The organism is Amazonocrinis nigriterrae CENA67, assembly GCF_016056305.1.
GTDB classification, from domain to species: domain Bacteria; phylum Cyanobacteriota; class Cyanobacteriia; order Cyanobacteriales; family Nostocaceae; genus Amazonocrinis; species Amazonocrinis nigriterrae.
This window is the reverse complement of record NZ_JAECZC010000017.1, coordinates 1,865-26,616: the sequence shown is the minus strand read 5'-3', so window position 1 is coordinate 26,616 and position 24,752 is coordinate 1,865. Positions and strand designations below refer to the sequence as shown.

General features: G+C 41.8%; 20 protein-coding genes and 1 pseudogene. 10 read left to right on the top strand and 11 right to left on the bottom strand.

The window, feature by feature from the left end:
- Positions 1-203: 203 nt before the first annotated feature.
- Together I8748_RS11870 and I8748_RS11865 are read right to left on the bottom strand one after the other, a co-directional pair.
- On the bottom strand, positions 204-404 hold the full coding sequence (locus tag I8748_RS11870; protein WP_096556305.1) for a hypothetical protein: 201 nt from the start codon (positions 402-404) through the stop codon (positions 204-206).
- A gap of 166 nt (positions 405-570) precedes the next feature.
- Positions 571-4,419: a WD40 domain-containing protein gene (locus tag I8748_RS11865; RefSeq protein WP_198124785.1), complete on the bottom strand. Its 3,849-nt coding sequence runs from the start codon at positions 4,417-4,419 to the stop codon at positions 571-573.
- 274 nt (positions 4,420-4,693) lie between these two features.
- Here I8748_RS11865 and pgr5 point away from each other — a divergent pair, with 274 nt between their 5' ends.
- Entirely contained in the window at positions 4,694-4,891 is a 198-nt protein-coding gene (gene pgr5 / locus I8748_RS11860) for a cyclic electron transport protein PGR5 (RefSeq protein WP_198124784.1), read from the top strand.
- Positions 4,892-5,107: 216 nt separating this feature from the next.
- Positions 5,108-5,797 carry an NADH-quinone oxidoreductase subunit NuoB gene (gene nuoB / locus I8748_RS11855; protein WP_198124783.1) on the top strand — a complete coding sequence of 230 codons (690 nt, stop codon included), beginning with the start codon at positions 5,108-5,110 and terminating at the stop codon, positions 5,795-5,797.
- A 270-nt stretch (positions 5,798-6,067) separates the two neighbouring features.
- Here nuoB and I8748_RS11850 read toward each other — a convergent pair whose 3' ends face one another.
- Positions 6,068-6,364 carry a hypothetical protein gene (locus tag I8748_RS11850; RefSeq protein ID WP_225896388.1) on the bottom strand — a complete coding sequence of 99 codons (297 nt, stop codon included), beginning with the start codon at positions 6,362-6,364 and terminating at the stop codon, positions 6,068-6,070.
- 242 nt (positions 6,365-6,606) lie between these two features.
- On the opposite strand from I8748_RS11850, the gene I8748_RS11845 reads away from it, so the two are divergent.
- The 4 genes from I8748_RS11845 (at position 6,607) to I8748_RS11830 (ending at position 9,410) form a co-directional block, all read left to right on the top strand.
- Positions 6,607-7,314, top strand: coding sequence for a hypothetical protein (locus I8748_RS11845; RefSeq protein ID WP_198124782.1), 708 nt, complete (start codon positions 6,607-6,609; stop codon positions 7,312-7,314).
- A 2-nt stretch (positions 7,315-7,316) separates the two neighbouring features.
- Positions 7,317-7,472 carry a hypothetical protein gene (locus I8748_RS11840; RefSeq protein ID WP_214662524.1) on the top strand — a complete coding sequence of 52 codons (156 nt, stop codon included), beginning with the start codon at positions 7,317-7,319 and terminating at the stop codon, positions 7,470-7,472.
- Positions 7,465-7,890 carry a VOC family protein gene (locus I8748_RS11835; RefSeq protein ID WP_198124780.1) on the top strand — a complete coding sequence of 142 codons (426 nt, stop codon included), beginning with the start codon at positions 7,465-7,467 and terminating at the stop codon, positions 7,888-7,890. The genes I8748_RS11840 and I8748_RS11835 overlap by 8 nt, the downstream gene beginning before the upstream one ends.
- Positions 7,891-8,027: 137 nt before the next feature.
- Positions 8,028-9,410 carry a cytochrome P450 gene (locus I8748_RS11830; RefSeq protein WP_198124779.1) on the top strand — a complete coding sequence of 461 codons (1,383 nt, stop codon included), beginning with the start codon at positions 8,028-8,030 and terminating at the stop codon, positions 9,408-9,410.
- Between the two features lie 196 nt (positions 9,411-9,606).
- Here the strand turns inward: I8748_RS11830 and I8748_RS11825 are convergent, their stop codons facing one another.
- The 3 genes from I8748_RS11825 to I8748_RS11815 all read right to left on the bottom strand — a co-directional run bounded on the left by I8748_RS11825 (position 9,607) and on the right by I8748_RS11815 (position 11,852).
- Positions 9,607-10,107 (bottom strand): TIGR00725 family protein, encoded by a 501-nt coding sequence (locus tag I8748_RS11825; RefSeq protein WP_198124778.1) that lies wholly within the window; start codon positions 10,105-10,107, stop codon positions 9,607-9,609.
- 51 nt (positions 10,108-10,158) lie between these two features.
- Positions 10,159-10,737 carry a hypothetical protein gene (locus I8748_RS11820; protein WP_198124777.1) on the bottom strand — a complete coding sequence of 193 codons (579 nt, stop codon included), beginning with the start codon at positions 10,735-10,737 and terminating at the stop codon, positions 10,159-10,161.
- A 233-nt stretch (positions 10,738-10,970) separates the two neighbouring features.
- Positions 10,971-11,852, bottom strand: a complete 882-nt coding sequence (locus I8748_RS11815) for a 4-hydroxybenzoate solanesyltransferase (protein ID WP_198124776.1) — start codon at positions 11,850-11,852, stop codon at positions 10,971-10,973.
- 340 nt (positions 11,853-12,192) lie between these two features.
- Here I8748_RS11815 and I8748_RS11810 point away from each other — a divergent pair, with 340 nt between their 5' ends.
- Both I8748_RS11810 and I8748_RS36045 read left to right on the top strand, forming a co-directional pair.
- Positions 12,193-13,848 (top strand): Ppx/GppA phosphatase family protein, encoded by a 1,656-nt coding sequence (locus I8748_RS11810; protein ID WP_198124775.1) that lies wholly within the window; start codon positions 12,193-12,195, stop codon positions 13,846-13,848.
- Positions 13,849-14,441: 593 nt separating this feature from the next.
- Positions 14,442-16,724: a carotenoid oxygenase family protein gene (locus tag I8748_RS36045; protein ID WP_198124774.1), complete on the top strand. Its 2,283-nt coding sequence runs from the start codon at positions 14,442-14,444 to the stop codon at positions 16,722-16,724.
- Positions 16,725-16,915: 191 nt separating this feature from the next.
- Here I8748_RS36045 and I8748_RS11800 read toward each other — a convergent pair whose 3' ends face one another.
- The 3 genes from I8748_RS11800 to I8748_RS11790 form a co-directional block, all read right to left on the bottom strand.
- Positions 16,916-18,151 (bottom strand): DUF445 domain-containing protein, encoded by a 1,236-nt coding sequence (locus tag I8748_RS11800; RefSeq protein WP_198124773.1) that lies wholly within the window; start codon positions 18,149-18,151, stop codon positions 16,916-16,918.
- 147 nt (positions 18,152-18,298) lie between these two features.
- Complete coding sequence (gene ubiE / locus I8748_RS11795; protein WP_198124772.1) at positions 18,299-18,991, bottom strand: bifunctional demethylmenaquinone methyltransferase/2-methoxy-6-polyprenyl-1,4-benzoquinol methylase UbiE; 693 nt, start codon at positions 18,989-18,991, stop codon at positions 18,299-18,301.
- 66 nt (positions 18,992-19,057) lie between these two features.
- Entirely contained in the window at positions 19,058-20,014 is a 957-nt protein-coding gene (locus tag I8748_RS11790) for a response regulator (protein ID WP_198124771.1), read from the bottom strand.
- A gap of 489 nt (positions 20,015-20,503) precedes the next feature.
- Between I8748_RS11790 and I8748_RS11785 the strand changes: the two genes are divergently transcribed.
- A complete protein-coding gene (locus I8748_RS11785) occupies positions 20,504-21,589 on the top strand; it encodes a RuBisCO accumulation factor 1 (RefSeq protein ID WP_198124770.1) in 1,086 nt (361 codons plus the stop codon).
- 48 nt (positions 21,590-21,637) lie between these two features.
- Here I8748_RS11785 and I8748_RS11780 read toward each other — a convergent pair.
- Together I8748_RS11780 and I8748_RS11775 are read right to left on the bottom strand one after the other, a co-directional pair.
- Positions 21,638-21,817 (bottom strand): annotated as a pseudogene (locus I8748_RS11780) (ATP-binding protein); the annotation flags it as partial.
- 123 nt (positions 21,818-21,940) lie between these two features.
- Positions 21,941-23,701 (bottom strand): glycosyltransferase family 39 protein, encoded by a 1,761-nt coding sequence (locus I8748_RS11775; RefSeq protein ID WP_198124769.1) that lies wholly within the window; start codon positions 23,699-23,701, stop codon positions 21,941-21,943.
- Positions 23,702-23,775: 74 nt separating this feature from the next.
- Here I8748_RS11775 and I8748_RS11770 point away from each other — a divergent pair.
- A partial coding sequence (locus I8748_RS11770) for a UvrD-helicase domain-containing protein (protein ID WP_198124768.1) occupies positions 23,776-24,752 on the top strand: 977 nt, incomplete at its 3' end.

Here is a 24,752-nt window from a genome sequence, read left to right as displayed (position 1 = left end):
TTAGCCCTAACTAACTGCTCTTGGGAGGAACTGCTGCAATCATCTTAACGGCTTTCCGCTCCTTGCTATTGTTCCTAAAGGGTGATTTTCGTAACTCGTTACTGAAAAAGTTAGAAAAAGCAGATTTGATGAGTACACCATTGTTGGTGATACAACAAGATCTGCTTTTATTTTATTTGAATTTTAATTAAAATTTGTATATTCTATAGCCCTTGGCGAGAAATTTGTTTTTCAAAGTTGGCTTGGGTCTGATGAAGCAATTGTTGGCGGCTATCTTCAAGTGTCTGCTTCAGGGGTGGAACCAGATTGCGAGCTTGTAAAGTCATGTGAAGCTGCAAATGGGCAACATACTCGCTGAAATCTTCATTTGCTGCAACTGCGCTTGTTAAGAAGTTTGATTCCATTGCCACTGTGTTCTCCTTTACTATTGCTATTTCTTCACACCATCAAAAATTATCATGTAGTTTTGCCAGACTTCTTAATTCGCAATGAAGTTTAATGGTTTGCAATAGGTTGGGGAATGGGGCATTGGGCATGGGGCATGGGGCATGGGGCATTGGGCATTAGTTATTACTCCCTCATCTCCTTCATCTCCCTCATCTCCCTCATCTCCCTCATCTCCCTCATCCCCCTCATCTCCCCTGCTGCAACTGCACCAAGACTTAGTAAGTTCGATTTTTGCGCTTCGGTCAAACCTGTAACGCCGTAAATATTCATATCTTCATAAATTTGCTCTGCTTTGAGGGTGGTAAGGCATTTTTTTGTTTCTATATGCCAAATTTTAATGGCGGCATACCCATCTCCAGCAATTAGGTGTTGACCTTCTGGGCTAAAGGTGACACTCATGACCCAGGTATTATGTCCTTCCAGGGTGGCAATGCAGTCACCATTTGCCACATCCCAGAGTTTGATGGTGCCGTCACAGCTGCTACTGGCAAGAGTACTGCCATCTGGACTAAAAGCGATCGCCCAAATCATATCTTGATGTCCAGAGAGAATATGCAGACACTCTCCTGTTTCTACATGCCAAAGTCTCACTATCTGCTCGATACTGCTACCAGTGGCGAGTTTGCTACCATCGGGACTAAAAGCTACCCACCAGGCCCAATTCATATGTCCTGTCAAGGTTTGATAACACTGCCGCGTTGTGATGTCCCAAATCCTGACTGTGTTGTCAAAACCGCCAGATACTAGCTTTTTGCCGTCTGGACTGAAGGCTATTGACATCCCTAGATGTACTGGAAAAGTATCTACCAACTGTCCTGTGAACCTGTCCCAAAGTTTAATTGTGCTGTCATAGCTGCTGCTTGCCAATAAACGACCATCGGGACTAAAAGCTATTCCGGTTACTGTTCCTTGATGCCCGTGTAAGCTTTTTATACACTGACCTGTTGTCACATCCCACAACTTAATGGTTGTGTCAGCACTGGCACTGGCTACTGTACGACCATCACGAGTCAAGTCTACGTCAAAAATTATATCTGCATGACCGTACAAACTACGACATTCGCCGTCCGGTGTCCATAACCTGACACTGCGGTCTTCATTACCACTGACAATCAGACCGTCAATGCCTGTTTGAGTGAGTGAATTAGGCAAAATCGAAGTAGAAACTACAGATTTAATCCAGTTATTTCTGCCTTTGAATGTTCTCAAGCACTCGCCGGTGAAGATATCCCACAGTTTTAGGGAAAAGTCATCACCACCGCTAGCTAACAACGTTCCTTGGGGGTTGGCTGCGATCGCATCAATGGAATTACTATGTCCTTGCAGGGTTTTGAGACATTGCTGTGTGGCAATATCCCAAAGTCGAATTGTGCAATCTATGCTACAGCTAGCAACGATGCTGTCATTAACAAATGCGATCGCTAGTATCCCATTTAAATGTCCTTCTAGAACGCCCACACAAAGGCCTTGCTCAATATCCCACAGTCTAATTGTTTTATCCAAACTGCCACTGGCTAGCACTCCTGATGAACTAAAGGCTATGGACTTGAGCCAGTCAGTATGTCCTTGTAGTGTATTTATACAGGAACCTGTTGCCAGATCCCAAAGCTTGATTGTGTTATCCTCCCCTGCACTGGCGAGGATGTCACCTTGGGGACTCAACGCCACAGACCAAACTTTGCTACTATGCCCTCGCAATACTTTGGTACATTTTCCTAAGCTAATATCCCAAAGCTTAATGCTGGAGTCTGTGCTGCTGCTAACTAATGTATTACCGTCATGGGTAAATTTCACGCAGACAACCCCACCGTTGCTATCTTGCAGATTTTTCAAACATTGTCCGGTTGTGACATCCCAAAGCTTTATCGTTTCATCTTGCCCCACAGTTGCCAAGTTGCTGCCATCTGGACTGAAAGTAACACACCAAAGCATACCTATATGTGCTTGACAGTCAAGTAACTCTTGACCGCTGGTGACATCCCATAGCCGAAAATAACCGTTGAAATGCCCAGTTGCTAAAGTTTTACCATCTGGACTAAATGCTGTAGATATTACTGTGGAGAATGTTTTCGCAAATACAGTTTTGGATAAATCAGCATGGGCAAAATTAACTTTCCGCAAAGGAGTATCTTGAAGATATGCTTGCCAAATTGTCAGGCAAGAGAAATCATAGCCTGTTAAATCTGTTTGCAGGTGAGAGAGTAAATTGAGAATGTTGCCACCTGCATATCCCGGTTCTAATTGAAAGTTTGTAGGGTAGCACAGCTGTGCTACCCTACTTGGAGTTATTTTTTGGGAAATCTCATTCTGTCCTCTGTTGTCCTGTTGGCATCTGGCGAAAGATTGTTGTTGTAAATTTTGTAAAATCTGCGTGAGTTGAGTTTCAATTGCTTGTTTGGTTCGCAGCTTTTGCTGCAAGTGTTCAATAACAGGTTGCAGAATAAGCTTAGTTTGTGCAATCCTGATGTAATCTTTGGCAGTAGCTTTAATTAAAGCATGACTGTTGAAAATAGAATTTATCTCTATATTTTCTAGAATTTCTGTACACACCTGCTGTATCATTTGGTCTGTGACATATTCCATGACTACAGGTTGAAGAGTGAAATGCACAGAAGCTTGGGGAATTGATTTTTTTTCAATTAAACTTCGCCTACCGAGGGAATCTAACGCCTCTAATAGTTTCATGGATGAAACAGGTAAAACTAAATCAGCACGTAGTTCTACCAAATTTACTGGCTCTCGATTAATTGCTAGCCAGTACATCAGGTCTTTTTCGAGTGCTGAAAGTCTATGAAACTGCTGATTTATTAAGTCGTAAATACTACCAAAAACAGTAGAACCGTGGGCGAAAAATTCAGCGATATTGCCATCAAATAACTCTTGAATTGTGGTAGCAATAATCTTGAGTGCTAGGGGATTGCCTGCGTAATGTTCAATTAAGTTTTGCCAATCGGTATCATCGCCGCAGAAGAAGCTTTTAGTTTTGACTAATTCTAAAGCAGCGATCGCACTTAAACCTGTGAGATACCATGAACGGACTGGTAGATTTTCTCCTTCTAAAGCTGCTATTTCCTGGGGTTTTTCTCGACTCGTCAACACCACACAGCTAGTATGAGTTGTTTCTCCTATCTGTTTGAGCAGTTGTCCGTAGTCTTCATATCCAGTTTGGTAATGTCCAGATTGATCGCCACTAGCTAGAATTGATTCTGCATTATCTAGGATGATCAGGCAACGGTGCGATCGCAAATGTGCCATGAATTGCCCAATCAGATCGCCGATATTCTCCGATAATTTAATCGGTTCTCCCTGAGCAAAGCACTGAAGCAAGTTGGCTAGCAGTTCTCCCAAAGGCGGACTGTTGCGGAGACTCCGCCATACCACAAACTCAAACTCCTCCTGAATTTGCTGTGCTAGTTTCACCGATAGAGAAGTCTTACCAATTCCCCCCATCCCCAACAGCGCCACAAGTCGGCAATGATCATTGATAATCCAATACTCTAACTTGCTAACTTCATCTGTACGTCCAAAAAAAATCGAGACATCAACAGCTTCACCCCAGTCGGCGTAGAGTGCTGAGTACTGAGTGCTAAGTGCTGAGTGGGGAGTGCTGAGTGGGGAGTTAGGAGTTAGGAGTGACGAGTTAGAAACATTCTCCCCTGCTCCCCTGCTCCTCTGCTCCCCTGCTCCCCCGCTCCCCTGCTCCCCTGCTCTAACAAAATCGCTTGGTGTTAAATCTAATGCAAAAGCTCTGAAGAAGTACTCAAGGCTTTGTTTATCTACTCCTTCTTCTCGCGCCAGAATTTTGGAAACTGTAAAAGGAGCTAATTGAGTACGATAACTTAATTCTTCTAGAGTAAATCTAGCTCCATCATTTTCTAGAATTTCCGCTTGATACCTAGCCTCCTGTAGCTTATGAAATCCTGGGAGGCTAAGAATAACACCGCGCCTGCGTCTTTGCTTGGGCAATTCCATCAGATTACAAGGTTAACGCCAAGTTGAACAGCATTTTACTGGTTTTAACTCTTTTATACAACTTAAGCGATCGCTGTTTCCCTCAATGTCTAGATTTAGAAACATTCCCATGTGCTTGGATATTGACCAAGACTAACTTTAACTTAACAAAACTTAAGTTAGCCCTTTAAGACCTTTATATTGACTGGTGCAGATTGAGAGGAAAAGACAAACTAAAACTGTCAGCAATAAATCAATCGCTGCAATTACAACTTATAAAACAGGAATAATTATTATGTTTGCACCATTTATTATTTTAATTTGCAATCATCTAGACCAACGGCAGTTCAACAGATTGCGTAGTAAATTAATTGGACTCCATGCTCAGACAATTACTGACTTTTGCCATATCTTTAGTATCGACGATACAACCCGTCAACATCTGATTCGTATGGCTCGCTACAACGGTAAGCGCCTCGGTTTACTTGCTTAACGTGCGCCTCCGTTAAAGACTCACGTTAAGTTAGCACCTTAACACCTTTATCTTTACTGGTGCATTTGAGACAGTCATCAGAAACTTTAATAAAGCTAAAGCACATCATCAGTTCACCTTCGTGTCTTTGTGCCTTGGTGGTTCATTTTAACCACAAAGACACTAAGACACAAAGAAGAATTCATGACATCTTGAAAGTTTAGGAAACTTAAATCTATGACAAGTTCTATTATCAATCCAGTTGAGCGCCCCCAAGTTACGCAACAACTTTCTGAAAATGTCATTCTCACAACGGTAGATGACCTTTACAACTGGGCGAAAATGTCTAGTTTGTATCCCCTATTTTTTGGCACAGCTTGCTGTTTTGTTGAGTTTGCTGGCATGATTGGGTCACGTTTCGACCTAGAAAGATTTGGGATGTTTCCCCGTGCTACACCTAGGCAAGCAGATTTGTTAATCACCGCAGGTACAATCACCATGAAGTACGCGCCTACGTTGGTGCGTCTTTATGAACAAATGGGAGAACCGAAGTATGTCATTGCAATGGGAGCTTGTACAATTACGGGAGGTATGTTCAGTGCAGATTCTCCCTCAGCTGTTCGAGGCGTAGATAAGTTAATTCCAGTTGATGTATATTTGCCGGGATGTCCACCCAGACCAGAGGCAATTATGGATGCAATTGTGAAGTTGCGTAAGAAAATTGCCAATGAAAGCATCCAAGAACGTCAGCAAACTCAACAAACTCACCGCTTTTACAGTATCTATCACCGGATGAAGGTTGTACCACCTGTCAACGATGGGCAATATCTCAGCAATTCAGCACGGGAAATTCTGCCCCAAGCACTTACTATGGCAACAGAATTAGAATTACCCCTACCATTGCAACAAACTGAGAGTGAGAAATAGACTATTTATCGTAGAGATGGGGTTTTGAAGCATCTCTACCAAAGAATTTGTCATGAAGAAGGGGAAGGGGAAGGGGTAAAGGGGAAGAGAACCCCATATTTAAAAATAGGGGCTTCATACCATGTGAGGAAAAGTTTTAACTTTAATTTCCTTCCCCTTCCCCTTTTTGTTTTCCCCTTTTTGGTAATTATTAATATTGCTATCATCGTTTAGCTATTAGCCAAAAAATAAATTTCTTGGCGGGAAATGGGGCAATTGTAAGATATCAATCTACAAACAATGAGGATGAAAGAGACATAGAACTTCTAACTTCAACCTCAAAGCCTCAAACTTCAACCTCAAAGCCTCAAGCTTCAGCCTCAAAGCCTCAAACTTCAACCTCAAAGCCTCAAACTTCAGCCTCAAAGCCTCAAGCTTCAGCCTCAAAGCCTCAAGCTTCAGCCTCAAAGCCTCAAACTTCAACCTCAAAGCCTCAAACTTCAGCTTCAAAGCCTCAAACTTCAGCTTCAAAGCCTCAAACTTGCTATCTTTTACTCCCTCATCCCCCTCATCTCCCTCATCTCCCATGCTTAGTAGATGTAGGTTGGGTTGAGGAACGAAACCCAACACCCCAAAATCATGCCATTGTTGGGTTTCACTTTGTTCAACCCAACCTACACATTTGTTTCATTTTTTTCGGGAATTGATATTACAGATGGCAATGGTAGTAGCCTGTCAAAATCTTTTTGGCAGGCGGGGGAAAGGGTAAGGGAAAAAGGGGCGCATGTTTTTAATTTCTTTCCCTTTCCCCGGCCTTCACCTGTCAAAATTTGCGTGGTGAACTAGTAGATAGTGAGATTACACCTACTCAGCAGAAGAAATTGCGATCGCTTGCGGATGCGCTTTGTGTCAATGAGCAAGATTTACGAATGCTACACAAAGCGGTAAACGAATACAAGCTGTTAGCACACATGGACATGATGCGGGGGTTTATGGGCAAATTTATGAGTGGTACTGATCAACAAGAGGGAATTATTGGCATCAAAAAATTGCTAGCTCCTTTTTTAAATCAGGGTGAAGATTCAGAGATAGCATGGAAGTATCGCCAATTAGGGCTATTACCAGAGGGAACTTTGGGACGTGTCTTTTGGGAACACTGCACCCAACGCCACTTTAGCTTCCCTGGTGAGGCTGGCGGCATTCCCGAACGCATGGTTTTTCATGATTTTGGTCATATTCTGTCAGGCTACAATACTGAACCACAAGGACAGATGCAGCAAGCAGCGTTTCAAGCTGGTTTCATTAGACCTCTTGCAAAAGTAACTTTTGCAAGAGGGGGGAAAGGGGAAAGGTTAAAGGGAAAAGGGTTTTTATTTGCCCTTTCCCCTTTACCCCTTACCCTTTTCCCCACTTCTGCAAGAAGTCTATTGGCGACGATGGCTTTGTATTTTTGCTGTTTGTCATCTTACATTTTCATTGGGGAATTCAAATCACTCCCATTGCAGATGCCGATATGGGAGTGTTTGACATTCAATTAATTATGCACGCCTTACAAAGAGGAGCAGCTTGCAAAGTAGACCTTTCAGATAATTGGAACTTCTGGGAAGTGGTCGATGTGCCAGTTCAAGAATTACGCGATCGCTACGGTATCCTACCCTTGTGTTTATCGACAATAAAGGAACCTTCTAATGTCTGATTTTGGTTTTACCCACGTTGCACTTGAGGTTAGCGACATCGATCAAAGCATTTCGTTTTATGCGAAGTATGCTGAAATGAAAGTTGTACATCGTCGCACAGATCCCACAACCCAATTAGATGTTGTTTGGATTAGTGATTTAACTCGACCATTCGTGATTGTGCTGATTCAAGTGCCTAAAGTACAAGGCAAACTCTTACCCGCATCTCATCTTGGTGTCGCTTGTAAAACCCGTGAGGAAGTTGATCGTCTTTGCCATGAGGCGCAATCAGAGGCTGTGCTGCTAGAAGGGCCAAATGATTGGGGTCATCCTGTTGGTTACTGGGCTTTTATACAAGATCCTGATGGTCATACCCTGGAAATTTCCTATGGTCAGGAAATTAATTTTACCGTCGCGCAAGCCAGCCAGCAAGCTTAACTTAAGTCATACCAATTCTCTAAAATTCGGCAATAAATTTAAACCTTGAAACTTAGATACAATCTGATTTTTTTAATTACTAATTGCTAAAAGCAGCGAATTGCGAATTGGTGTTGTTAATATTAGGAGAATTAGTAATGATTACGTTTCCAAGAAATTCTTCACATGAAACCCATTTTAAACTGCCAAATGGCTCCCATGCACCTAAATTAATCCAAACATTGAGGGGTATATGGCGACCAATAAAGGCATTAGAAAGCGCCCGTGAGCGTTATGGGGACATATTTATTTCCAACTTTAGTACCTTACCTCGTCAAATCATTATTAGTAGTCCCCAAGCCATTCAGGAAATTTTTACGGCTGATTCAAAGTTGTTTGATTCTGGTTCCGGAAACCGACTGATCGAACCTTTTGTAGGGCCAAATTCAGTTATAGTGCTAGATGGCGATCGCCACATGCAACAGCGTAAACTTTTGATGCCGACGTTTCATGGTGAACGGATGCGGGCTTACGGGCAAACCATCTGTGAAATTACACAAGAAGTTATTAATCAGTGGACTATTGGGCAGGAATTTGTCGCCCGTCCCCAGATGCAAAATATTTCCCTGCAAGTAATTTTAAAAACTGTTTTTGGTTTAAAACAAGGTGAACGTTACCAACAAATCAGGCAAGTTTTAACTGCCATGTTGGATAGTTTTGATTCTCCTTGGAAATCTAGTCTACTTTTTTTCAATTTCCTACAACAAGATTTAGGTGCTTGGAGTCCTTGGGGCAATTTTCTACGCCAAAGACAGCGGCTTGATGAACTAGTTTATCAAGAAATTCATGAACGTCGAATTAAAGCTGAATTGGAAGGTGAAGATATCCTCAGCTTGTTAATGTCATCTCGTGATGAACAAGGTCAACCAATGACTGATGTTGAGTTGCGCGATGAGTTAATGACTATGCTATTTGCTGGGCATGAAACTACAGCGATCGCTCTTGCTTGGGCTTTATATTGGATTCACTATATACCAGAAGTCCGTGAAAAACTTTTGCAAGAACTCAACTCTATTGATATCAAGAATGCGAATCCCACAACAATTGCTCAACTACCTTATTTGAATGCCGTCTGTTCAGAAACTCTACGCATTTATCCAGTTGCTTTCTTTAGTTTGCCGAGAATTCTGCGAGATGATATGCAATTTTTCGGCTACGATTTACCAAAAGGAACGTACTTATCTGTTTGCATTTATTTGACACACCATCGTCCCGATATCTACCCAGAACCTAATCAGTTTAGACCAGAACGCTTTTTAGAACGTCAATTTTCTCCATATGAATTTTTACCTTTTGGAGGTGGTAATCGTCGCTGTATTGGTATGGCTTTTGCCATGTTTGAAATGAAGTTGGTTTTAGCAACTATTTTATCACGCTACTCGCTACAACTTTTGGATTCTCGTCCTCTTTTACCTGTTCGTCGTGGTTTGGTATTTGCACCAGCCAGGGGTGTGCATTTAGCGGTGAAAGAGCAATATTAGTTGTGGTAAATTGGACTTAAATAAATATACCTTAACGTGAGTTCGATGAACCTCTCCCCAACCCCTCTCCGACGCGGAGAGGGGCTTTAATATCCTCGGTAAAGAACGAAAAATCAAGCTTTTTTCAGTCGCCAAGGCAAGTAATAAATTAAACTTTTCAAACAAAGTCTTAGAGGCAATTGATGAATTGCCTCTACTACAAACTTTTACTTCTCAAAATTGCTTTGACAATAGCGATCGCATCCACTACACTCTCGACAATATAAACATTTTCTGGCGACAGGCTTTGAAAGAAACTTTTGCTTTCTACATCGTCAGTCAACAAGATTACTTGCTTTTTTGCTTTTAAAGCCAAGGCAATTTCTGAAGCTGTTCCTGCACCTATACCACAAGCAATCACCACATCACTGGAGAGAACATTAATATTATTGCGAGCGTTCCCCATGTCTGTGAAAATTGCAATATCTACTGCTTCAGAAATACCATGTTGATCACTGTTGGGAAGAATGCCAATAGTTAAACCATTGTCAGATTTTGCACCCTTACTTGCTGCATCCATTACCCCCACATTCCTACCACCAGTCAATAATATCCACCCTTGTTGGGCGATGAATTGACCTAATTCATAAGCATTTTGCAAATCACCTTCTGTAGCCTTTTCTCCAGGCCCCATCACCCCAATAACAGTTTTCCTCATGAAGATTAATTTCTAATTTTTAATTTTTAATTTTCAATTTTTAATTCCTACTTACCACCTCTCAGCCCAATAAACAATTTCTGAGGCTGCGCTATCAATGGCTACGCCGTAGCTATCACCGTGATTCCACTTAAAACCAGGGCTGCCTCTATCTTGTGCATTTAATACTAATATTTCATAGGTGGGTGGAAAAGATTCCGTTCCAGAGTCACTAGTATAAAAGAAAGTTGTCGGTACACCATTGGGTAGGTTGGCATGGTCGTTTGTGTCACCACCTATATATTTATGTTTAGCAAGCTTTCTGTATTGTGTAAGTAATTTTTGTATCTTTTCTGGTGATTGTTTTAGCCGCAACTGAAAATAACTACCTCCTTGCAAGAAGCCGGGATAATAAGCAATGCGGGCGCTTTTAGCGTCAGCAGAAATCTCATTAGGAAAGTATTTTACTTCGTCATTATTAGCCCAGAGTTGATTACGGATTTCACTGTAACGTAATGTATCAGTTATGATTCCTGGTTCACTGGTACTACTAAAAGCTTTTCTGAGAAAAAAACTTCCTCCGACAATACCAACACTGCCAAGGGAAAGTAAAACTATCATGGCGACTTTGACAAGAGGCGATCGCTTCATGGTGTTGAGTACGTCTAAATTACATAGTCATATACTCAACTACTAATCTAATTTCGTAGTATTGCGGAGGTACTTCAAGATATTTTGATAAAAACTTTGTAAACCCAGGGTAAATACGGGGCAATTGTAAAATTAGTGTGAATTGAAAAACACTAATTAACACTTATTCCTCTTTATAGACCAGCACCTAGGGCGATTAGAAATCGCGCGACTTCTAGTCGCCAAAGCTTGATTTACAAAGAGCCAGCAATCATCCCAGCAAGTACAATAAAACCAATCCACACATTTTGCCGGAACATCTCACCATAAGCAGAGTTAGGTAAGTCTTTTTTGTTTAATCGCCAATACTGCCAACCCCAGCCGATAGTGGCAATTGCCAAGCTAATCCAAAAAGCAAGCTGGAGGTGAATCGAAATACCTAACCAAGCTAATAATAAAATTGTGCCAGCAAAGAAAATTCCAATTGCTGTGGGGGCGTATTTACCAAAAAATAAAGCACTAGAATTAACGCCAATGCGCCGATCATCTTCGCGATCGCTCAAAGCGTAAACTGTATCAAATCCCAATGTCCACAGTACAGTTGCACCCCAAAGTAGCCAAGTCGGTTGAGAAAGGGTTTTTGTAACTGCACTCCAGCTAATCAACACAGCAAAACCCCAAGCTATTGATAAAACTAGCTGCGGTACTGGAAACACCCGCTTTGCACCCGGATAAAGCAAGATTACAGGCACGGCTGCTACAGATAACCAAAAGCTGAGTGGGTTAAGATAAAAAGCGAGAACCGCTGCACATGATAGCGCTATTATACCAACCACAATACCAACTTTTATGGAAAGAGCGCGAGCAGCCAGGGGGCGATCGCGTGTTCTCTCAACTTGTGGGTCAATATCCCTATCCCACAAATCATTGACCACACAACCAGCCGCACTTGTAGCCAGAGTACCCAAGACAATTACACCTACCAAAGGTAAAGGCGGTTTGCCATCGGCTGCCAAAAACACAGCCCAAAGTGCAGGAATCATCAAGATTAACCGCCCTTCTGGTTTATGCCACCGCAGAAGTCGGATAATCACAAGCCACACTGGTTCTTGGTTGCGTTCTGGCATACTCAACATATAAAGAAACAAATAACTTTAGATAGATGATTTAACACAACTTTACATCTATAGAATAACTTTATTTGATATTTGTAAAAACATAACCTGAAGTGACGACTTAAAATAAGCTTAAAGAGTCACTAAAGTTATAAGCAGCAGAGTGAATATACTTAGCTAAGTTTGCCTAGACCGAAGGGCAACATCATAGCAAGTGTGTTGCAGTAAATAGCAGTGTCATCTACTCCCACACACCACCTTTAACTAAAGAAGTCTGAAGTGTAAAGGATAAAGACTAAAACCTTGACTTCATACTTCAGCCTTCAGCCTGACCATCCTTCCTTAACAGAGAGAAAACTAGATGCTAAATGCTTTAGTTTCAGCTGACTGGGAGAGTCTTAGCACTCAATCAGTTAAGCAACACCGGATTATTGCTGCCATTGATTTGGGTACAAATTCTCTGCACATGGTAGTGGTAAAGATTGACCCGACTTTACCATCTTTTAGCATTATCGCCAGGGAAAAAGAAACTGTGAGGCTGGGCGATCGCGATATCACCACTGGGGAACTGAAACCAGAGATAATTGCAAAAGCGATCGCTACCCTCGGACGCTTCCAAGAAGTTGCCAAAACTTTCGACGCTGAAACAATAATCGCTGTGGCAACTAGTGCTGTGCGGGAAGCCCCCAATGGTAAAGATTTTTTGCACCAAATAGAAACCGAGTTGAATTTAAGCGTTGACTTGATTTCTGGTCAAGAAGAAGCGCGACGAATTTACTTAGGTGTGCTGTCGGGGATGGAATTTAACAACCAGCCCCAGATGATTATCGATATTGGTGGCGGTTCTACAGAAATCATTTTGGGAGATAGTCATGAACCGCGTACTCTCACCAGTACCAAAATTGGTGCAGTGCGACTCACCAGCGAGTTAATCAAGACCGACCCCATCAGTAATAGTGAGTTTCAGTACTTGCAAGCTTATGCGCGCGGTATGTTGGAACGTTCTGTAGAAGAGGTGCTAGCAAATACCCAGTTTGGTGAATCGCCACGGTTGATTGGTACTTCTGGCACCATTGAAACTTTAGCCCTAATTCAGGCACGGGATAATTCTGGTTCAGTCCCTTCCACCCTAAATGGCTACGAGTTGAGTCTTAAAGACGTGCGGGAGTGGGTAAATCGCTTGCGGAAATTGTCTAATTCAGAAAGGGCTGCCATACCTGGGATGCCAGAAAAGCGGGCTGAAGTGATATTGGCTGGTGCAGTTATTTTACAAGAAGCCATGACTTTGTTGGGTGTGGAGTCAGTCACAGCCTGTGGGCGTTCCCTCAGAGAAGGCGTGATTGTAGACTGGATGCTAGCCCACGGTTTAATTGAAGACAAACTGCGCTATCAAAGTTCAGTACGCCAGCGGAGTGTTCTCAAACACGCGGATAAGTACCACATTAAATTAGAGTACAGCGATCGCGTGGCAGCATTTGCCTTAAGTTTATTTGACCAAACTCAAGGTCTATTACACCACTGGGGAGTCAATGAGCGGCAATTGTTGTGGGCAGCTGCGATGCTACATAATTGTGGTCACTATGTCAGCCATTCTTCTCACCACAAACACTCCTACTACTTAATTCGCAATGGTGAATTACTTGGCTACAACGAAACTGAGATAGAAATCATTGCCAATTTAGCGCGTTATCATCGCAAATCACCGCCAAAGAAAAAGCATGAAAACTATCGGAATTTGCTGAGTAAAAAGCATCGCCAAATAGTCAGCCAATTGAGTAGTATTTTGAGGTTGGCAGTTGCTTTGGATAGGCGACAAATTGGAGCGATCGCCAGAGTAGAGTGTGAGTATTACCCACAGTTTCAGCAGGTTAATTTGCTCATTTCTCCATCTCATCCTGATGATGATTGTGCCTTAGAAATGTGGAGTTTAGATTATAAAAAAGGAGTATTTGAAGCAGAATTTAATGTCAAATTAGTGGCGAATTTAGAAGCTTCTAAGGTGCCAGTACAATATTGACAGTCAGGGCGTACATATGTACGCCCTGACAAATTGCGCGGTCTAGGATTAAAAAATCTTTTTAATATTAAAGCACTGCTGACATTGCTTGTTATCTTAATTTGTTAGTTTTACTTATCTTAAATTTCTCAAAATTATTAATAAATATTAAATAATACTATTTATTAGCAAAAATATGCATATATCCATCATAGAGCGATACCTTCAGCGAGCTTCGTGCTTCGCAGAACTTTTTGGTCTACTGATTTAACGTGAGTTCGATGAACCTCTCCCCAACCCCTCTCCGACGCGGAGAGGGGCAGAAATATTCCGCGTTTTCAACGGAAAAATCAGGGTTTCAAAGCCTCTCTCCCTATGGGGGACTCGGGGCCCCCTCTGGGGATTGGGGGAAAGAGGAATGGAAGCGGGGTTTTTTATATCCGTCGAACTCACGTTGATTTATGTAGTGAATATAAAGCAACTGTAAATTTCTTAAGATTTTATAAAAAAGTTACTTAACTGTCTTAACTGTCCTTGCATCTTCGTCATGATTATGAAAATATTCAGAAAAATCAAAAATCTTATCATATTTTCTAATCATAATGCAGAATCTAATGTCTTTTAAAGTTAGTGGACGAATTTACGAAGCCGAAAGTGGTAATGGTATTCCTAACCTCATTATCGAAGCCTTTGACAAGGATGTTGTTAAGAACGATAAGTTAGGACAAGTGAAGACCAATATCGATGGAACCTTTGAAATTACTTACTCCCAAGCAGATTTTCAAGGCAAATTTGAGAAATTTGAAGGCAATGCTGATTTATATATTGTGGTCAAAACGCCTGACATGAGGGAAATTTTGTATAGCAGCGAGAATAAAATTCGTAGCAATGCAAAGAATCATGAACATTTTGATGTTGCAATTCCCAAAGCTACCTTACTTGCAAATAAAGAAAGGTCTTCAAAAGATAATAAGCAGTTATTAAAACTTCTCATCGGTATTGCCTGGATTGATGGGGTACTTGAACCAGGAGAACAAGTATTTTTGCAACGGATGGTAAACGAGAAAGGACTGGCTGATGATCCGGAGATTCAATCCTTGTTATCGGTAGATAAGCCAGTACAGCCTGAAGAATGTTATGGCTGGTTACAAGCCTATTTAGGAAATAATAGTTCAGACAAAGATTTTCAGGAGTTGTATGAAGCCCTTAACTCGCTAATGTACAGCGATGGTGCATTGGATAGCCAGGAAAAGGAACTTTTAGCAGAGCTTGCAACCACAGATGTAGCGAACGCCCAAAGTCGCCAACTGACTCTACAGCGCCGATTTATGAGCATGATGCTCGATAGCAAATTCCTGGCTAACGTACTACAGATGGAGCGCTCATCAATAGTTAGTCAAACAGCAATGGGGACTGGCTATTATGCTCGCGTTCCCTATCAAATCATAAGTCGCTTCAGTACCACTGCAAGTACCAAAATTCTCGCGGACGATATGGCGAAGCTCTATTTAACTGACAACTTCGCCCCAGTAAACAAACAAATCACTGCGGACAACTTGACAGTAGAAGGCGAACTGCCCAAAGAACTAGAGGGGATGTTTCTCCGCAACGGCCCCAATCCGCAATTTAAGCCCATTGGACTCCATCACTGGTTAGATGGAGATGGAATGCTCCACTCTGTAGAGATTAGCAATGGCAAAGCTAAGTACCGCAACCGCTACATCCGCACAGATGGGTTTAAAGTCGAGCAAACTCAAGGCAAAGCAATTTGGCCTGGGCTGCTGAACCTGCCAAGGTTTGACACACCCTACGGCTTGATGATGAAGAATACCGCCAATACTTCATGTGTATTCCACGCTGGTAAATTGTTGGCTCTTTGGGAAGCTGGCGCACCCTATGAAATCCAGCTTCCAGATTTAGAAACTGTTGGTGTATATACCTTTAACAACAAACTAGCTTCTACCTTTACAGCGCATCCAAAAGTTGACCCGGTGACGGGTGAAATGATTGTGTTCGGCTTCGCACCCATTGCTCCGCCTTACCTGGAATATAGCGTCGTTTCAAAAGAAGGGGAATTAAAGCGAACCGTGCCTATTGACATACCAGCCCCGGTGATGATGCATGATTTTGCCATTACTGAACACTACACCATTTTCCTAGATATGCCGCTGACTTTCAAACCGATGCGAATCATGCAAGGTCAGCTACCCATTAAGTTTGAGCCTCAAAACCCCAGCCGTATTGGCATCCTACCGCGCAATGGCGATAATCGGACAATCCGCTGGTTTGAGGTTTCTGCCTGTATGCTCTACCATGTGGGTAATGCTTGGGAAGAAGGTGACGAGGTGGTACTCTTTGCTACCCGAACACCCGATACCTATCTGTTTATTCCTCAAGAAGACAAAGGTGAAGGTGGGGAAACTGAGTTTGAACAATTCCGGCTGTATCGCTATCGCATTAACCTAGCGACGGGTGTCGTCAAAGAAGAGGCTTTGGATGATGTTGCCACAGAATTTCCTCGGATCAACGATGATTTCACGGGTCGGAAAACACGTTATATGTACGCTTCACGGCAGGCTACCTACATGAGACCCAGACTATTACTAGATGGTTTGATTAAGTATGATTTGGAAACTGGTAGCTCCCAAGTGCATGAATTTGGACGGGGACGCTTTGGCGGTGATAGTGCGTTTGCACCTCGACCTGGTGCTGCTGCTGAGGATGATGGTTGGTTACTGACGATGGTCTGGGATGCGGTAGCCAAGCAGTCTGAGTTACTAGTTATTGATGCCCAAAACTTCACATCTGAACCTGTAGCGCGGGTAATTATGCCTCAGCGCGTTCCTTACGGCTTCCATGCTACCTGGATCTCGTCTCTTGCAATGGCTACTTATTGAAGTTAACGGTAAATCCACATTATTAAATTTTCTGTCAACCACCTTTTGTATCATGTCCGGTTAAACAGTTGTCCTCTTGCAGCTTTGTAGCCATATCTCGGTTCAAGACCGACATTAGTTGTTCAACGGACATGATATTTTTTAACCAAAGCGATCGCTACTAAAACTTACAGATAATTTATTGCTACATATCACAAACTATTAAAAAATAAAAATCCTGTTTGAAATAAGCCGACGATAAAACCCAAAATACCACCCAAAGTGACGATCGCCTGCAATTCATCTTTGACAATTCCCTCAATTGCAGCTTCTAAATCAGCGGGTGAAGTTGACTTCACACGGTTAACAATCACCTGATCTATGGACAAAATCGGAATTACCTGCGCCACAATTGCTTCTAAATCTTTCTCTAAATAGCGTTCTAAAATCAAGGCTAACTCTTGACTCACAACTTCTAAAGAAGAACTGACAACAGGTGAAGCACTCAGACGATTAAGTAGCAAAGAAGCAATATTTTCCCAATTCACAGAGTCAGTTAATCCTTCTAATAAATCGCTACCACTGGTTTGAATATAATGGCGCACAGTTTCCCGTGTAGTCTTTCGTAGTTGGCGTACTGTGCCAATTGGTAAGTTTTGCAGTGATAAATTTAGTAGGATTTTCTTGAGGCGATCGCGCAATTGTAAATCTTGAATCAATTCCTGCAAACGCTGATTAGTAGCTTCTTTTTCATCTAAGCAAAAAGTCCGCAACCTAGTGAGAGTATTACGTAAACCGAACAGATTAGCTACAACCCAATAAGTACCGCTAGTTTTTTCCCGAAAGCTTTCATCAACAATTTGAATCGTGCGATCTGTTAAAAAATCAATAATTGCCTGACGCAAGACATCTGGTGGCAAAACTACCTGTAATAGCCAATCAGCCAATCGTGTAGATTGTTCTTCAGATAACTGCAATTCCAGCAATACTTGGTCAAAAATTTGATTAATCTGCGCTTCTAAAAAGTCTTCTCGCCTTGCTAAAACTTTTAGCAAACGTGGCAATGATTCCCCTAACAAATCACGCAAAATTCCAGCGACAACTTTGACACTTTTCTCGTTTTGATCTGCTTTGACTTGTTCAATTGCCAGTTGCAATAACCAAAGAATTGCTCCTTGTACCCGTTCTGTTTCCAACAAGCGCCGCGCCAGATTTTGCAATTCATCCGGCGTCAGCAGCGATCCCATAATTGTATCAGAAATCTTCTTAGCCAGTCGTTCCTGGTTGCGAGGAATCAATCCAGGAGTGAATGGTACTCTTCGTTCACCGATATAAATTGCTCGGTAAGGACGAAATAACATTTTGATGGCTATATCGTTTGTAAAATAGCCAATAATTCCACCCAATACTGGGGGAGAGATATAAAGCCAGAGATGAGACCAATCCAAGGGAAAAATTAAAAAAATGAGGAATTGGAAGTTTGCAGTCGAAAGTTAGGAGTTGGGAGTTAGAAGTTAGAAATGATAAATAATAATTTATCACTACTCATAAATTACAAATTTATTACTCCTAATTCATAACTCATAACTCATAACTCATAATTTGCTGAGTACCAGCACTCCCATCATATCGTTCACAAGGGGATAGTGTGTGGCTGATGCAAAACCAACTTCACGGGCTAATTTGACTTGCTCTTTCCCTGTGGGGAAGCGGTCGAGACTGGGACTAATGTAAGCATATTCTTCCTTTAAACCCATACGTTCCGCCATTGGTACAACTATATTATCTAAGTACCACTGCTGAAAAGCGCGGATTTGCGGATTGGCTGGTCGATGAAAGTCTAAAATAGCTGCCTTAGCACCTGACTTGAGGACGCGGTGTAATTCTTGAAGACTACGGCGAATATCTGTAACATTTCTTAAACCGTAGCCCATTGTGGCGGCATCGAATTGGTTATCCTCAAAGGGCAAATTTAGCACATCTGCTTCTATCCAGGAGATAGCAGGCTGGGGGTACTGCCTTTGGGAACGTTCTTTAGCAGTTGCTAGCAGGTTTGGTGAGAAATCCACACCATACACAATACCTTTGCTTCCCACACGCCTTGCTAAACGCAAAGCTAAATCGCCACTCCCGCAACACAAATCCAGGCAAGTATCCCCTGGTTTCGCAGCACTCCATTTGATAGCCATTTCCTTCCATATATGGTGTTGACCCAAACTGAACCAATTGTTTAGCTGGTCATAAACTGGGGCAATACGGTCAAAAATGGCACGAATTTCTTGAGTCATTGGTCAATAGTCGATAGTCTATAGTCAAGAGTCAATAGAACTGTACTATAGACTATGGACTCTTGACTAAATTTTTGCTTGATAACACCCGCTACTGGTAAGAGCGATCGCCACTAGTTGGGCTGATAAATGAATTAGGTTTAATTCATCTTCTCGCAAAGAACAGGGTTGTTGCCATTGAAGTGACAATACCCCTAACATATCATTCCGGTAGGTAATTGGAATCACTAAATGTGCTTGCACACCACTATCTTGATAGTGATTCACACCAGCGAGTTTCGGTTCTTTGGCTACATTTAAAGCAACTTGCATTTGCCCAGTGGCAATTGCCTCACTGGTGAGTGGATCTTGATCTAGCCAGTTTTTGACCATACCTCCTTGACTATAAGACCCTTGAGTTGCAGCCAGTGTATTGCTCTCCAACAGCTGCAAAATACAGCTATCTGCTGCAAAACTGTCGCTAAAAACTGTTGCAATTGGTTCCAGGCTTGCTTCTAAACTTTGAGATGCTTGTGTCACCTGCACTAAAACAGTCAGCAGGGCCATTTGGGCATTGGCGCGTCGCAATTCTTCTGTGCGTTGCTTCAGTAAGTCGTAAGTCTCAGCAGCCCTTTGCACCACTGCCTTCAGTTCACCTGGATCCCAAGGCTTGGTAATATATTTGTAGACTTGTCCGGCATTAATCGCCTCCACTAAGTCTTCAATATCCGTAAATCCGGTGAGAATGATTCTTACCGTATCGGGAAACTGGGGTACAGTCTTGCTGAGAAACTCAGTTCCCTTCATTTCTGGCATTCGTTGGTCAGAGATGATTACTGCCACTTCTCCTTCTGCTGCCAACACATCTAAGGCATTAATTCCACTATCGGCTTTTAGAACATGAAAGTCGCGTCGAAAAGTGCGGTATAGCAGATCAAGATTATCTGGCTCATCATCTACTACCAATATTTTTAGCTTTTTGCTTCGTTCTAGAGTCGCCCCTTGACGACGACTTGCAGGAACTTCAACAAGGGTATTCTCCATAAGACAATTCTTCTAAAGATTATCCATTTTGTTATATTCCATACCAAGCCCAGTTGAGAATATCTGCTGAAATTTGCGTAAATTTACAGTTGTATCTCTAGGCAGCAAAAACTTGTCTTGAATAGATACCTCAAGAAAGATTTTGCTCTCTAATTTCTGGGCTAAAGTCAGTTTGCTACAAATAAATCTCAATACTTAAGTTGGGGTCAGCAACTCAAAATCCCAAACCCTATTATTGTCATCTTTAGACTCTAAATCTTTAACTTTGAATTTTATCTATTTACTCCTAGCTAGTGAGCGTGTATTATTCATAACTCATAATTTTGTTTAGCGGTAGAGTCTAGAGATAATCTGCTGTAAAAGATTACAATAAGCTGGGTACTGGGGACTGGGGACTGGGGACTAGGTACTAGCAAAAAATTCTTTTAATCCCCAATTCCCAATTCCCAATTCAATCACTGTTTCAAGTTGTAGCTTCCACTCCAGATTATGACTGATTTACCACCTAACGCTCAAAATCCCGAAAATATTGCTAACGAAGCAGCACAAGAGTTGCTGCAAAAACTCAGGCAAAAGCAAGGGAACTGGGTGGAATGGGGAATAGCGATCGCTTCTGTGCAAAAAGCCGGTTACAACCCACAAGAAATTTTTGAAGCAACGGGATTTGAACCAATTCAACAAAATCAGGTGATTGTTGGTTCTCAAGTTTACAATTCTTTAGAAAAAGGCGGGGCATCAGAAGCAACGCGATCGCACTACGCCACACGCGGTAGTGATATTTTATATGAACTGCGCCTGCTTAGCCAAGATGAACGCGCCAGTGCTGCGGAACTGATTTACCAACTGAAACTCGATGCTCTTGAAGCGCGGGAAGTGGCAAAAGCAGTCAAGGAGTTCTCTTATTTTCGTACCTTACCAGAAGGATTTTCTGCTCATCCTGGGGATGCTGTTGCTTACCAAGTTTGGAAATTAGCACGGCAATATACAGATTTGCAAGAGCGATCGCGCCTGATTGCCAAAGGGTTGCGCTTTGCTCACACACCAACGGCTAGGAAACAAATCGAACAGTTACTTGTGGATTTTACTGTTGTTCCCAAGCGTCCGGCTCCCCTTCTACCCTTTTATAGACTAGAGTCTGAAGAGGAATTGCCTCGGATTGTGCCTGTGGTGGGTGAGATGCCATTAACACCACAAGACTTGCAAAGTGTACCGTTGATCGAAGAAATTCAACCATTTCGGTTAGTTAAGTTTGCCGGAGAGCAAGCTTGGGTGCCATTACCAGGTTGGCAAGTGTTGTTAAGTGCAGAAGATCCAGTGGTGATTTTAGCAAATAGCGATCGCTTTCCCAACCAATCACAAAATCCACAAACACCAGTCCTAGTAGTTATAGATCGCGCACAAAGGCAATGGGATATCTCTAGCTACTTTGTGGTTGATAACCGTGGAGAATTAGATTTTCAGTGGTTTGAAACTGAACCAGAACTTCCCCTACTAGGACGAATTATTATCATTGTACGTCCTAAGAAAATCCTCGACGAAGAAGTAACTAAAGATTCCTGGCAGATTGATGAATAATCATTAAAACCCTCTAAATTAATAAATTCTTAATTACGAATTATTCGGTCATCTCTGCTTAATAAGAATCTCAATCACAAACTCTGCACTCTTTCCAGGTGCAGAGATACAATTGATTGTTCCCTGATGTTTATCTACTATAATCTGGTAACTAATATATAATCCTAAACCAGTACCCTTACCTACAGGTTTAGTAGTAAAGAATGGGTCAAACAATTTTGTGTTAATAAATATTTTTAATAATTCAAAAATTTTTGTTTAATAACTTTAAAAATACTCAAATTATATGAGAATTAATTTATATTTATCTGCAATTACTTCAGGGTTTTAAAAAATTTTGTCATTCATTAATCACTGCAATCCAACATTAGTACATCGGTAAAGCTGATAGGGAACACCTATACGGTAGTACTGTTTGGGGTTTATAGTGCAAGCAATTTGACCGGCAAGAGCTACTTGTGGCGGATAGTCGCGTTTTCTCAATCCAGGAGCAACTATCCATAAATTTAACTGAGATGTTGTTGGTGGAGATAGTTCAGAAAACTTTTTCCAGAAAGTAGATAAATCAGGATATCTCTGTAAAACAGCAAAATTATCCAAGTTAATAGCTGAGTTGAAACTCGTATATTTATCAGTAGTATTATTAATTTTTAAATTTTCATTTGGAATTGGGAATTTCCCCACCGTGGGCTGATTCCTGAGTTGTTCTAATGCCAAGGCGAAACTCAATCCCAATGCCACATCCTGATAACTGCTGTATGACACCACCAACATCAGCGGTACAGAAGGTTCTAAATTCATGTTTTGGGCAACTTGTTCAGGTTGGAAAGGTTTTTGAAAGACTAGATTAGAAACTACAAAAATAGAACTAATAAACCCAATAAGTATAAATTTAATTGATGACTGTTGACTGATGACAGATGACTGATAATTTTTGGTAATACTGGCTGCTAATAGGGCACAAAAACTAGGATAGTAAACAAAGCTGTAGCGGGGAACTACGGTAATATCTTTACCTAAAAAATAGACGATGGCAAAAAATTGTAACAATACAAAAATAGTAAAACTCAAAAGTGTTAAGGTTGCTAAACTAGTTGTATATTGTGACCATAAAATTTTTAAACCTTTGAATATTTGATATCCTGCCCAAACAGCAAAAATCAACATTAAAAAACCGCAGATAATAGCAATTGTCCAAGGCTGATTTTCTACGGGTAGAGCAATGACCATTAAAACCCAACTAAGAAGAGTTTGATAAAAAGGTGCGATATGATTGGGAGGGGGTAACCAATTGGTTTCAGACCGTTGAAAATGACTGAATATAACTAGTAACCAGGGAATAAAACTAATTACAACGCCACTGACTGAGATAATTAAAGCAAGCCAGATTTGACCTTTGTTAAGTATTTTTGTTTTACCCCAGTAGATTAATACAAGTAGTGTGGCGATTTCAGCAATGAAAGCTAGAGCAAAAAAGTAATGAACATACAAACCTATACTATTAATAATTGCCCATAAAACCCAAACCCCAACTCTGAGGCGCGATCGCTCAAAAATATCCCGCTGAATTTGCATTAGCCCCAATAAGGCTAAAGTGATCAGTAGCATGGGCATGGTATAATGCCGCGCTTCTTGGGAAAGGTAAACAGCAAAGGGCGAAACGGCCATGAAAAATGCCGCGATGATTCCAGATACTCTAGAAAAGGCAAGACGATTGAGACTATAAATTGCCGCGATCGCACCCACACCAAACAAAGCTGGTAGCGATCGCAATTTCGTTACCCACTCCGGCCCCAAAGGAAACATTAGCCCCAACCAACTATACATTCCGCAAAAAAATAGCGGCGGATGTGTAGACTGAGTTGCAATGTTTTCGGCAATTTGATTGCAACTAACTCCAGATTTAAATGTAAAAATTTCTTGTATACGATCAAGAGAAAACACCAAATTCAAAGGCAAATCATGGTAACTTTTCCCCAAGCTGAAAATGGCAGTAATTACCTCATCCATCCACAGAGGTTTTAAGTCTAAATGCCAAAAGCGCAAAACAGCACCAAGTGCCATCGCCCCAGCTAAACCTAGATAATGTAGAGTAAGTCTTTTATTTGTCATTATTTAGTTATTAAAACAATGAACATTTATCAGTGAGCAATGATGACTGATAACTGATAACTGATAACCGATTTATGTCAGACGCTAATTTTACCGCTACCGTGCCTCAACAATCTCTCCAATCCAAATTATCTCAGCCATTGCCTGTTTCTTCTCTGGGGGAGAAGATTAGCAAAATCCGCAATGGTTTACGTCCTGGACAACAGCAAATGGCTGACTGGCAATCTGGGCCACTAGCTGTTTCTGCTGTTCCTGGGGCTGGTAAATCTACGGGTATGGCGGCGGCGGCGGCGATCGCGATCGCCCGTCAGTATGATTCCCCTGAGTTTCGCCCGTCTTCTCGTCGTCAAATTGTAGTTGTTACTTTCACTCGCTCCGCTGCTGCTAATATTAAAGCCAAGATCCGTAAGTACTTACGCGAGGATTTATCTTTACCTCAAACCGGCTTTGCTGTGTATACCTTGCATGGTTTGGCATTGAACATTGCCAGCCGCCACCCTGATTTGTCGGGTTTGCAGTTAGAAAATGTCACATTAATTACACCAAGTCAAAGCCATCGTTTCATCCGCACAGCTGTAGAACAATGGATTGCTAACAATCCAGGGCGGTATTTACGTTTATTAGAAGGTTATCAATTTGACGGCGAAGAAACAGAAAGATTGCGTCGTCAATCGGTACTGCGGACAGAAGTATTGCCAGAATTGGCAACTACAGTCATTCATGAAGCAAAAAGTTCTGGAATACCACCAGAAAAACTGCGGGAATGGAGTAAACAAACCACAGACGAATATGCAATTTTGAGCGTAGCAGCGGGATTGTACGAGCAATATCAAAATTTAATGCGATCGCGTGACTTTATCGACTACGACGATATGATTTTAGCTGCCCTGCGCGTCCTAGAAAACGATAGCGCTCGTCGTATCGAGCAAAACCAAGTTTTCGCAGTCTTTGAAGACGAAGCCCAAGATTCTAGCCCATTGCAGACGCGGTTGCTAGAAATTCTGGCGAGTGATAGGGGAGATGGGGGGATGGGGAGTAGGGGAGTGGGGGG